Annotated in this window: 8 protein-coding genes; 2 read left to right on the top strand and 6 right to left on the bottom strand. The window is 53.2% G+C overall.

Annotation, left to right across the window (positions count from 1 at the left end; genetic code table 11):
- Positions 1-89: 89 nt before the first annotated feature.
- From ACTHPM_RS18510 to uvrB, 5 genes are all read right to left on the bottom strand, one after another.
- A complete protein-coding gene (locus ACTHPM_RS18510; protein ID WP_440396284.1) occupies positions 90-2006 on the bottom strand; it encodes a copper amine oxidase N-terminal domain-containing protein in 1917 nt (638 codons plus the stop codon).
- A 23-nt stretch (positions 2007-2029) separates the two neighbouring features.
- Positions 2030-3175 (bottom strand): S1C family serine protease, encoded by a 1146-nt coding sequence (locus tag ACTHPM_RS18505; RefSeq protein WP_440396285.1) that lies wholly within the window; start codon positions 3173-3175, stop codon positions 2030-2032.
- A gap of 320 nt (positions 3176-3495) precedes the next feature.
- Entirely contained in the window at positions 3496-3705 is a 210-nt protein-coding gene (locus ACTHPM_RS18500; RefSeq protein ID WP_440396286.1) for a hypothetical protein, read from the bottom strand.
- Between the two features lie 295 nt (positions 3706-4000).
- Positions 4001-6862, bottom strand: coding sequence for an excinuclease ABC subunit UvrA (gene uvrA / locus ACTHPM_RS18495; RefSeq protein WP_440396287.1), 2862 nt, complete (start codon positions 6860-6862; stop codon positions 4001-4003).
- 203 nt (positions 6863-7065) lie between these two features.
- Positions 7066-9057 carry an excinuclease ABC subunit UvrB gene (gene uvrB / locus ACTHPM_RS18490; protein ID WP_440396288.1) on the bottom strand — a complete coding sequence of 664 codons (1992 nt, stop codon included), beginning with the start codon at positions 9055-9057 and terminating at the stop codon, positions 7066-7068.
- A 174-nt stretch (positions 9058-9231) separates the two neighbouring features.
- On the opposite strand from uvrB, the gene ACTHPM_RS18485 reads away from it, so the two are divergent.
- Complete coding sequence (locus ACTHPM_RS18485; RefSeq protein ID WP_440396289.1) at positions 9232-10026, top strand: flagellar motor protein; 795 nt, start codon at positions 9232-9234, stop codon at positions 10024-10026.
- Positions 10010-10822, top strand: coding sequence for a flagellar motor protein MotB (locus ACTHPM_RS18480; RefSeq protein ID WP_440396290.1), 813 nt, complete (start codon positions 10010-10012; stop codon positions 10820-10822). Before ACTHPM_RS18485 ends, ACTHPM_RS18480 begins: the two co-directional genes overlap by 17 nt.
- A gap of 221 nt (positions 10823-11043) precedes the next feature.
- Here the strand turns inward: ACTHPM_RS18480 and ACTHPM_RS18475 are convergent, their stop codons facing one another.
- A complete protein-coding gene (locus tag ACTHPM_RS18475; RefSeq protein ID WP_440396291.1) occupies positions 11044-12360 on the bottom strand; it encodes a PDZ domain-containing protein in 1317 nt (438 codons plus the stop codon).
- Positions 12361-12436: the final 76 nt, after the last annotated feature.

The raw sequence follows: 12436 nt of genomic DNA, 5'->3' as shown, positions 1-12436 counted from the left end.
ATAAGATCAGGCCGGTTAACCGGCCTGATCTTATTTTGTAAAACCATATTAAGAAAGTATTATAGCCGGTGAATCCAATCCAATTACGTTTATTTGGACGGCGTCCAGGCAAAAGATTTCAGCGTCTGCTCCAGCGCATCCCGCTGCGAAGCCGTTGCATTCGCGTCGTTCAATGACGTACTGAGCGTGTAGACAATGTCATTCTTTTGAAGCACGATCTGGCGCGAGCTGTACGGAATGCCATCCTTTACCTGATGCAGCGTCAGCGATACGGCCGGCTCACCTGCAAAGGTGATGTTTTCGGTTTTCTCGAGCTTAAGGTCCTTCTGGTATTTCGCAGTGTCCGCATAATACGTTTTTAATTGATTGACCGTGGCGTCCATCGAGGTGGACTTGTCGGCCGTAATCCGAAACCGTCCGCCTACGAATTGGTATTCGACCGGAGACTTTTCGAATTTATCCTGATTGGCTGTCCAATATTGCGGAATGCTGATCTGGTACCCAAAGGCTTTGGATACTTTCGTCGTCGTCTTCGACCTGTTGATGAGGAATGCATCCTCCTCCATGTTGCCGAAAGTATCCGACACGACGTCAAAGTCGATATCGATCGAGCTCATCAGATCCTTAAATTTGTTCAAATCCTCTTTATGTGTATCCGGCACGGCGTACTCGGCATAATAGCGGTATCCGTTATGGAGCAGCATGACCTCGTATTCCGTGATCCAGCCGTCGCCGTAGTTATATCTGACTTCATTCATGAGTCCCTGTTCGCCGGAGACCTCCATGGGAGAGGTGCTGACGATCTGATACGCATCCGGCACGAACGATTCCTTCAGCCAGGTCTGCAGCTCTTCGCCCCACTGCGCAAGGCTGGTGCCTTTTGGCGAAGAGGACACGTTCAGGCTCAAATAGCTGCCGCCCTTGCTCTCGTAATACATGTTCGTATTGTCTACGCTCCATCCTGCAGGCACTTGAAGGGAAATGCCGTAATCATCGCTATATTCGCTGCGCATGCCGTTCTTCACGGTAGACAAATCCTTGACCCTCTTATCCCCTCCGTTATAGCCTGTGCTGAAGGAGTTCAATAATCCGGCGTACTTCTTAAGATCCTTATAATTCGTTGCCTTCAGATCGGCAAAGTACACTTCGTAGATGCGGTCATGGTTATAGTACATGCGGCTTTCCCAGAAGGTACCATCACCGTCTTTGACAATGATGCGCGCATAAGGCACCTTCGCCTGCGGAAAACTTTCCCGGTCAACCACGATTTCCCCTGCATCCTTAGCGTCTTCCACCAGCATGGCCAGAAGCTCATCGGCACCCAGCTTCACATCCTGATCCGCCGCATGAACTTCAAAATAATAGGTGTCTTCGGCATCGCCGAACGACACGATGCTCTCATCCAGTTCCCCGCTGCCAAGAATCAGGCCGCTCGGATAGTTCATCGACCATTCATAATAGCTGTTGCCGATCTTCGTCTTGCCCAAATCCGTATCGATGCCCACATCTTCGTTATCCCAAGTCTCATCTGATGCAGAAGGGGTTAGGCTTACAGCGATCGAGCCGGTGCTTTCTATAGCCACGCTCGCTCCAATGCCCTCTGCGACCAATCGCAGCGGCACCATCAATGTACCGGAGACCATCGCCGGAGCAGCCTCAAGCTTCACTTTGCGTCCATCCACCCATGCCGTGTGGCTGCCAATCGTCATAGAGACGGTATGCGCGCCATACATGACTTTCACGACATTCGTACTCTCGAGCCGCACTTCACTGCCAAAGGTCCGTTTAAAAAGGCCAAGAGGCACCATGATGGTTCCGTGATCGCTATATGGCTTGACGATCTTTTCCGATGCCCAGTTCATCATGGCAGACGTGCTGCCTGCCTTCACTTTAAATAACAGCTTGTCCACTGCCGCATCATCCGCCCAGGCTGGCACAGCAACTCCGAACATGACGCTGCACGCCAAAAGCGCAGAGCCCACTTTGAGTAGCGCGTTCCTCTTCATCCGAGCATGTCCCTTCTTCCCCATTAAAATTCATCCCCGTCAGCTTCTGCGGCATCGGCAGCCATATTCTCATCTGTCCCGCTGTCCTGCGAAAGCACAAGCTTGCGTGTCACGATATCTCCGTCGCTTTGCATCAGAAGATTGACGGTCTGCCCCGGCATATACGATTTGAACATTTCATTAATGTCCACGACCGAGGTTACCCGTTTGCCATTAATACTGTAGAGGACATCATTTTCTTGAATGCCCGCCTTTTTGGCTTCATCGGAGATGACTTTCGTAATGGTCAGAGGGTCATCCGTAGGCAGTCCCACGATGGCAGACCAGCTCTCTTCCATGCTGAAGCCAAGGCTTGCCCGTTTCACTTCCCCATATTTCAGCAGCTGCTGGATAACGTACTGCACCGTTTCAGCGGGAATAGAAAAGCCCATGTTCTCCACGCCTACCGCCGCGAACTTCATGCTGTTGATCCCAAGCACCTCGCCCTTCATGTTGACGAGCGGTCCGCCGCTGTTGCCTGGATTAATAGCCGTATCACTTTGGATCAACCGGTATGAGGCATTGATGGCCCGGTTCAAACCGCTGACCACGCCCACCGTTGCCGAATTGCGAAAGGAAAAGGAAACCGGCGTGCCGATCGCCACCACTTTCTCGCCAACCTGCGCGCTTTGCGCGGATTTTGCGAGTACCGCAGGCTGCAGGTTGGAAGCGTTGATTTTGATCAAAGCCAGATCACTGGTTTCATCCACATATGTATCCGTAATTTTATAGGTTTTGCCGTCGGAAGTAACCACGACCGTGCTTTGCAGCCCGTTCACCACATGGGCATTGGTCACGATCCAGCCGTTCGGCTTGATAATGACGCCCGTGCCGTGCGCCAGATTGTTGCGGTTCGCCGCCGTCTTATCCGCCGGGTCCGTGGAACGGCCGATAATGCCGACAACCGACGGAGATACATTCTTCACAATTTGCGGCACCGGATCTACGGGAACCTGTACCTTCGTGCTGACCGCGTTTTTCTGGCTTTTGGCGGCTGCAGCAGCCGTTAATTTCGTCTTGGCACCTGTTGATGGTTTCACCGCGCTTTGCGCTCCGGCCTCCGCCGCCCCGCTCAGCAGCATCAGACTGCAGAACAGTAAAGCAACCCTCTTTTTCCCGATAGGCTTCATTTGCTCACCTAGCCTTATTTTTCTATTTATAGACATTATTGGAGTCCATCTCCTGAATCTTAGCCCACTTTATCACACATTCAGCAACTGTACAATTGCTCGTAAGCCCTATCTTTTGAGAGTATGCCGCCCCATCATTCGACGAACTTCAGGTAAGTCTGATGCTATACTACAAGCTAACTTCTGCCTATCTATGAAGGCGGGGTACAACGGATCCAAACCGTCTTTAAGCCGTTCCGGCGCAAATAAAAAAGACCCCTTGCAGCGCCGAGGCGTAAGGTGTCTTCATTAGCTTGTAGAATTCGATTCTTTCGCTCTTCCTAGCTCATCCAGTTCTGAACCATGGCAAAATCGGATGCAAGGAATACAAGAAGGCAAACAATGCTGAATCCGATTGCAAACTTGTTCTTAACGGGCTGCGTCATGAGACGGATCGTTCCGATGAGAATAAGCAGCGTGAACAGGATCATGAAAATATCAAACGTATTGAATTTAGATGCAGCCGATGCAGCAGCTTCTGCAAGCAACATGATTGGACCTCCTCTATGTCTTCGCTCAATTTTACATATCTCTCTACATGTTATCCTTCCACAGGGTTAGATGCAAGACTTCCCCCGGAAAAAATTGAAATTGTCATAAAATTGCCTATATTTGGATAGTTGTTTTGTATCTTTTTATATAGTATTACCCTGTCTTGCCGGAAATATGTTCTGTATTCCTGCATTTGCTGCGCGACAAGACGAATGCATACCCACGGATGTGTATACTTTCTTATCTATTGAAAAAGCCCCTCCTGAGAGGGGCTTCACTTCAATCCGGCATGGTTCAGCTGCCGACCTTCAGCGCTTCGGTGCGGGCCGTATCCCGCTCCAGCACCGGTTTGAGGTACTTGCCGGTATAGGATTCTTCCACTTTCACGATCTGCTCCGGGGTGCCGGTCGCAATGATCGTACCGCCGCCGCTGCCGCCTTCCGGACCGAGGTCGATCAAATAATCGGCCGTCTTGATCACGTCCAGGTTGTGCTCGATTACAAGCACGGATTCACCTGAATCTACCAGCCGGTGCAGGACGGTAAGCAGACGATCAATATCATCTACGTGAAGTCCTGTCGTCGGCTCATCGAGAATATACAGCGTTTTGCCCGTACTGCGGCGGTACAGCTCGGAAGCCAGCTTCACGCGCTGTGCCTCGCCACCGGAAAGCGTCGTGGCCGGCTGCCCCATCGTAACATATCCGAGACCCACATCCAGCAGCGTCTGCAGCTTCCGATGAATCTTCGGTATGTTCTTGAAAAATTCCGTGGCGTCTTCCACGGTCATCTCCAGCACATCCGAGATGCTTTGGCCCTTATATTTGACCTCAAGCGTCTCACGATTATACCGTTTGCCCTTGCAAACTTCGCAAGGCACGTACACATCCGGCAGGAAGTGCATTTCGATTTTGATGATGCCGTCTCCGCGGCAAGCCTCGCAGCGTCCGCCCTTCACGTTGAAGCTAAAACGTCCCTTCTTGTAGCCCCGAATCTTCGCTTCGTTCGTTTGTGCGTAAATGTCGCGGATATCGTCGAACACGCCTGTATAGGTCGCAGGGTTCGAACGCGGCGTACGCCCGATCGGTGATTGGTCAATATCGATGACCTTGTCCAGATGTTCGAGTCCGCGGATTTCCTTGTGCGCTCCCGGTCTGACCTTTACCGCTTTATTAAGCTCTTTCGCCAGCGTTTTATACAAAATTTCATTAACCAGCGTAGATTTGCCTGATCCCGATACACCGGTCACTGCCGAGAAAACACCGATCGGGATTTTGACGTTCAGGTTCTTCAGGTTATTCTCCTTCGCCCCGCGGATTTCGAGCCAGCGGTCATCCGGCTTTCTCCGTTTCGTATTGACCGGAATGAACTTGCGTCCGCTCAAATACTGACCGGTCAAGGAGTTCGGATCCTCCATAATCTGTTTTGGCGTTCCCTGGGCAATGACCCGGCCCCCGTGAATCCCTGCACCCGGTCCGATATCGATGATATAGTCGGCTGCCATCATCGTGTCCTCGTCATGTTCAACGACAATGAGCGTATTGCCCAGATTCCGCATATGCTCCAGCGTGGCGATCAGACGGTCGTTATCACGCTGATGCAGCCCGATGCTCGGTTCGTCGAGGATATATAAGACGCCCATCAGGCTCGAACCGATCTGTGTAGCCAACCGAATCCGCTGTGCTTCGCCCCCCGAAAGCGTACCGGCGGCACGGCTCAGCGTCAGATACTCCAAACCGACATTGACGAGGAAGCCCAGCCGGCTGTTGATTTCCTTCAGGATCAGATTCGCAATGGAGCGCTCTTTCTCGCTCAGTTCAAGGGTATCGAACTTCTTCATCGCTTCGCCAATAGACAAGCTCGTTACATCGGCAATGTTGCTGTCATTCACCGTGACGGCGAGCACTTCCTTCTTCAAACGGTGGCCTTTGCAGACTTCGCACGGCTTGGCGCTCATGAAGTTTTCAATAAACTCGCGGATTCCCTCCGAAGCGGTCTCGCGGTAGCGGCGCTCCAAATTCGGAATGACGCCCTCGAATACCACGAATGCCTCTTTCCGCTGACCAAAATCATTCTCGTAGCGGAAGCGCACCTTCTGATTGCCCGTTCCATACAGCAGCTTGTCCATATCTTCCTTCTTCAGCTGGCTGACCGGAACGTCCTGGGGTATATGGTAATGCTCGCATACCGAGCTTAAGAATTGCGGATAATAGTTGGACGTGCTGCCCGTCCATGCGAGAAATGCCCCTTCTTCGATAGACTTCTCGGTATCCGGTATAAGCAGATCCGGATCGACGATCATCTTTACGCCGAGCCCGTCGCACCGCGTACAAGCGCCGAACGGGCTGTTGAACGAGAACATCCGCGGAGACAGCTCTTCCATGCTGAAGCCGCAGATCGGGCAGGCAAAGTTGGAACTGAAACGCAGCTCCTCCTCGCCCATCAGGTCTACCAGCAGCTGGCCGCCAGATAGCTTGAGCGCCGTTTCGATCGAATCGGCAAGGCGCGCTTCCACGCCTTCCTTGATGACGATCCGGTCAACGACAACCTCGATCGTATGCTTCTTATTCTTCTCCAGCTCAATGCTCTCGGACAGATCGCGCAGCTCGCCATTGACGCGAACGCGTACGAAACCCTGTTTGGCCACGTCGGCAAAAAGGGATTTATGCTCCCCTTTGCGTCCCGAGATCAGGGGCGCGAGCAGCTGCAGTCTCGTCTTCTCCGGATAGGACATGATCCGGTCCACCATTTGTTCTACCGTCTGGGACGTAATCTCAATGCCGTGCTCCGGACAATGCGGATGCCCGATCCGTGCGAACAGCAGTCTCAAGTAATCGTAGATCTCCGTCACGGTTCCCACCGTCGAACGCGGGTTGCGGCTGGTTGTTTTCTGGTCGATCGAAATCGCCGGTGACAATCCGTCGATTGAGTCGACATCCGGCTTCTCCATCTGACCCAAAAATTGACGCGCATACGCGGACAGCGACTCGACGTAGCGGCGCTGGCCTTCGGCGTAAATCGTATCAAACGCCAACGAGGATTTGCCCGATCCGCTGAGCCCGGTTAGCACGACAAACTTGTCCCGCGGGATGGTAATATCGATATTTTTCAGGTTATGAGCCCTTGCACCTTTGATTACGATGTTTTCACTCGCCAAAGCTCGTTCATCTCCTTCAGTTCATAAAGCGCATTTCAAAAATTGATTTTGTTCGCGAGCTTTATGAAATCTAATTGGGGTTCGGTAAGCTCCTCATTCACTGAGGCTAAGCTTATCCGAAAATACAAAAATTCTAAAGCCACTTTATATCCACAAAGAGAACGACCCGATAACTGGCCGTTCCCTTCGATATGTCTTCATCCTTATTCGGCCTTCAGTTCCAGCAGCGCATCCCGAAGCTCGGCGGCGCGTTCGAACTGGAGATTCTTCGCCGCTTCCTTCATTTCTGCCTCCAGGCGCTGAATTACAGACTGGCGCTCCTTCTTCGACAGCTTGCCGGCGGCTCCTGTCAGGTAATCCGCCTTCGTCTCCGCCACTTTGGTCGCCTCAATGACATCGCGCACCTTCTTGCGGATCGTCTGCGGCGTAATGCCGTGCTTCTCGTTATAGGCGATCTGCAGGGTACGGCGGCGGGCCGTTTCTTTGATGGCGCTGTCCATCGAGTCGGTAATCTTGTCGCCGTACATGAGTACGAAGCCCTCGGAGTTCCGCGCCGCCCGTCCAATGGTCTGGATCAGCGAGCGCTCGGAACGCAAGAAGCCTTCCTTGTCGGCGTCCAGTATGGCTACAAGGGATACCTCCGGCAGGTCCAAGCCTTCCCGGAGCAGGTTAATCCCGATGAGCACATGGAATACACCCAGACGCAGATCGCGCAGAATAGCCATGCGCTCCAGCGTCTTAATGTCCGAATGCAGATACCGGACCTTGATGCCGATCTCCTTCAGATAATCCGTTAGGTCCTCGGCCATCTTCTTGGTCAAGGTGGTGACCAGCACCCGCTCATCCCGATCGATCCGATCACGAATTTCGCCAATCAGGTCATCGATCTGCCCTTCGGTCGGCCGTACCTCGATTACCGGATCAAGCAGTCCCGTCGGACGGATGATCTGCTCGACCATCGTGTCGCAGTGCTCCATTTCGTAAGGCCCCGGCGTAGCCGATACATATACGATCTGGTTGACCTTGTCTTCGAATTCCTCAAACTTGAGAGGCCGGTTATCCAAAGCGGACGGCAAGCGGAAGCCGTGGTCGACGAGCACCGTCTTGCGCGCGCGGTCACCGTTGTACATCGCACGGATCTGCGGCAGCGTCACGTGGGATTCGTCCACCACAATCAGCATATCGTCAGGGAAATAATCCATGAGCGTATACGGCGTGGATCCCGGTTCCCGGAACGTCAGCGGTCCGGAATAGTTCTCGATGCCGGAGCAGAAGCCGACTTCCTTCATCATTTCGATATCATAGCGCGTGCGTTGTTCCAGGCGCTGCGCCTCGAGGAGTTTGCCTTCGGAACGCAAATATTCAAGCCGCTCTTCCAGTTCCCTCTCAATATTCACAAGAGCTACCCGCATCGTTTCTTCCTTGGTCACGAAGTGAGAAGCCGGGAAAATCGCAATATGGTCGCGTTCGCCGATCAGCTCGCCTGTCAGCACATCGATTTCGGTAATCCGCTCGATCTCATCCCCGAAAAGCTCCACACGTACGGCCGACTCGCCCTTCGAGGCGGGAAAGATCTCAATCACGTCGCCGCGAACGCGGAACGTCCCCCGCACGAAGTTAATGTCATTGCGCTGATATTGAATGTCCACAAGCCGCGACAGAATCTGGTTGCGCGGCTTCTCCATGCCAACCCGCAGCGACAGCAGCAAGCTTGAATACTCCATCGGCGAACCGAGGCCGTAGATGCAGGACACGCTGGCCACGATGATCACGTCACGGCGTTCAAACAGCGAGCTGGTCGCGGAGTGCCGCAGCTTGTCGATTTCCTCGTTAATGCTGGAATCCTTCTCAATATAAGTATCAGACGAAGGGATATAGGCTTCCGGCTGATAATAATCATAGTAACTGACAAAATAGTCCACCGAATTGTTAGGAAAAAACTCCTTGAATTCGCTCGCCAGCTGGGCTGCCAGCGTCTTGTTGTGGGCAATTACCAGCGTCGGACGGTTTACCTTGGCAATCGTCTGCGCAATGGTAAACGTCTTTCCCGTACCCGTTGCCCCAAGCAAAGTCTGGTGTTTCTTGCCTTGCTCGAGTCCTTCTACCAGCTCCGTGATCGCTTTGGGCTGGTCGCCCTGTGGCGTATATTCCGATAAAAGCTCGAACGGATTGGTACTGACGACAATATCACTCATTGCCCAACATCACCCTTATCATCTAAAATAGATATTCTAAACTATATGTCGAGATTTCCCGATAATATCAATAGGAAATCCTTGTTGAAATAGGAATGCTTGTTCCCGTCTATTATACTCTGATCGTTTGCTCTATGCAAACACAAACTCATGGATAGGAGTGGTACCGACAACATGGAAATGACAACCATTATAGGCATACTGGCCGGCCTAGCCGCGCTGATAGGAGGCTTTTTATGGGAAGGAGGTCGAATTAACGGACTTATGCAAGGAGCGGCGGCGCTCATCGTGTTCGGAGGCACCATCGCTGCCGTCGTCGTCAGCTTCCCGCTGGCAAGGCTCAAAACGATTCCCAAGGCGCTGCGCTTCGCCTTTACCAAGCAGAGCGACAATACCGACCAGCTGATCGAGGATCTGGTCAACATGGCGACTTCCGCCCGCCGTAACGGCGTGTTGTCTCTGGAGCGTCTCGTTCAGGACCACCCGAACTCATTTTTGCGCGAAGGCATACAAATGGTCGTGGACGGAACGGATGACACGCTGCTAAAGCAGATCATGGAGCTCGAGATCGATGCGGTGGAGCAGAAGCACGAAAGCTACGCCAAAATATTCGAATCCGCCGGCGGATATGCCCCTACCATGGGGATTATCGGTACCGTCATGGGACTGATCCACGTGCTTGGCAGCCTGTCCGAACCCACCGAGCTTGGACCCTCGATTGCGGTTGCATTTACGGCCACGCTGTACGGCGTTGCCAGCGCCAATATTATCTTTTTACCCATTGCGTCCAAGATTAAGTCGCGCAGCGCCGATGAAATTCAGAATATGGAGCTTCTGCTCGAGGGCATCCTGGCCGTGCAAAACGGCGAGCATCCGAATCTGGTCCGCAAAAAGCTCATATCCTTCACGCCCGTGGAACGTTATCATGTCCCTGCGATGAAGGAGGGATTCGATGAGACAGCGGACTAACCGGCCAAGGAGACGGAACCGGGGAGACGGCGGCGATAACGGCAGAGACCGGTGGCTCATCACCTATGCCGACCTCATCACGCTGCTCTTGATCTTCTTCGTCATGATGTTCGCCATGAGCCGTCTGGATACGCAAAAGTATAAAGAGATAACCCAGTCGCTCCAGCTGACCTTTAAAAGCGGCGACTCCATTTTGACTCAGGGTTCCGGCTTAACGGGCACGGCGGACAAGTACAATCATAGGAACCCGGATACATCGGCCAAGCCTCAGCAGCAGCCTCAGCAAGGCGAAGGCAAGCTCTCTGACCGCGAGCTTGCCTTCCGCAAGCAGGAACAGGAGCTGCAGAACCTGATGAAGGTTATCTCGAGCTACGTTAAGGACAACAAGCTGGAGGACCAAATTTTCGTGGCCGATCAGCCGAAGGGCATCTCCATTACGCTCAGCGACAAATTCCTGTTCGATGCCGGCAAGGCTGATCTGAAATCCGGTTCCGTGCCTGTCATGGACAAGCTCGCCAGCCTGTTCAAAGAGCTTCACACCACGATCAGCATCGAAGGCCACACAGATAATCTCCCGATCGTGTATGCCTCCAAGTATAAGGATAACTGGGAGCTGTCAGGTGCCCGCGCCCTCTCGGTCCTCCGGTATTTTCTGGACCGCAAGCATCTGAACTCGGAGGATTTCCAGTACGCAGGCTATGCGGACACCCGTCCTGCCTCAGACAATACCACGGATGCAGGCCGGCAGAAAAACCGGCGCGTGGAAATTATCGTGCTGCGCCAGCTGAAAGAATAGTGGCGGAACAACAGACGATGTATTCATGCTCTCATAGATCCGCTCATCCTATAAAGGCAGGAAGCCGATAAGCTTCCTGCCTTTTTTATTTGCTTCCAATCATCGTAGGGAAATCAGATCCGATGTGAAACCCATCTTCACCCAACCGATATCCCCACCTGATTTTGTAATCCTGGGCCTCGAAAAAGCCTGGATCCACGAATGGGGATCCAGGCTTCGTTTTACATTTCAGCCGCATCATTACGGTCATGCGCTTTCTCAACACTCGCTTCGCCCGTTTTCGTTCGGGACTGCACCTTCATCGCGATCAGCTGAAACACGCTGACGGGCTTCATGACGAGCGCCACTCCCGCATCGGGGTCCGGCGAAAGAATCGCTCCGAGCTGATGATGATCTCCGGCGTAAATGGCACGCTGCAGAAACTTGCTCTCCCCCTGCAGATTGCGAACCTCCAGCTTACAGAACGCGGAGTTTTTACGCAAGGCGGCATGCATTTGTTCCTTTGTACGGATCGAAATGCCATTGATTTTCACGATCGATTCACCCGCCTGGATACCCAGGCTTTCGGCCGGGCTGCCCGGAATAACGGCCAGCACCTTAAGTCCCTGCGGCGGATGCACGAACATCGGGCTATTCTGCTGCTCCTCCAGGCGGCTGTACCACAGCAAGCCCTCATGCACCAGGAAGCTGACCAGCGCCGCGACGATCATGAGCGGCTTCCACCACGACGCCAGCAGACTGAGTGCGAGCAGGACGATGCTGTAAACGAGCAGACGTTTAAAGGTTTTGTTCGCCTTGAGCTGCGGCAGCATGCTCTGGGTCATTTCGCTGAACCCAATGACGACCGGCAGGGCCGCCATACTGAACCCGCCACTCCAGCCATCCCCTCCAAGCAAAGGCGTCCACGGTAGCTGAGCTCCCGTGGTGTAGGCCGGAATCAACAGGAAAAGCGGTATCGGCCAGAATGCCTGCATCTGATAGCCGCCGACCAGCTTGCCGCGTTTGCTCTCCATGAAGACCGGATTGGCAAATCCCGCGCCCTGCAGCTTAACCAGCAGCGCCTCCGCCAAATGCAGGACGGCGACAAGCGCCAGCAGTGCAGGAATATCCAGTCCCCGAATGGTATCGGCTGCCGTTCCGGTCCAGCCCCCCGGATTCCAATCCGGGAAGAAGCCAAGAACGAACTGAATGACACCCAGAATGCCGATTGAATAGGCGAAGCATAAATACCGCACGCGAAATAGCAAAAGGATGATAGCGACGATCCAGATGCACCAGACAGCCTGCTGCGAGAGCGAAATGCCAAGAAAAGCGATGACGACAGACACGCTGATCCCTGCAAGCAGGCCGCCGATGAACGTGCGCCAGGTCTGCATTCCCCAGCTGTGAAGCCGGACATGGAACAGCTTCCTTTCGAGCAGCACCTGCCTGCGATATACAAGCATCATGAATAGAATCGAAATATAGTAAAACGGCTGCAGCAGCAGCTGCACGAGAGCATCCGTCCAATTCCACAGCAGTTCCCAAACCACTTCCAAAGTCTATGCCACTCTCCTTCCTTGATGAAACCTATGTTTAACAACCCTAATCGCGGCTGTTTGCGACCCAAAGAAA

It is taken from the genome of Paenibacillus sp. SAFN-054 (assembly GCF_051966755.1).
GTDB lineage: Bacteria > Bacillota > Bacilli > Paenibacillales > Paenibacillaceae > Paenibacillus_AQ.
The sequence above is the reverse complement of the archived record's forward strand: the minus strand, read 5'-3'. Positions and strand labels throughout refer to the sequence as shown.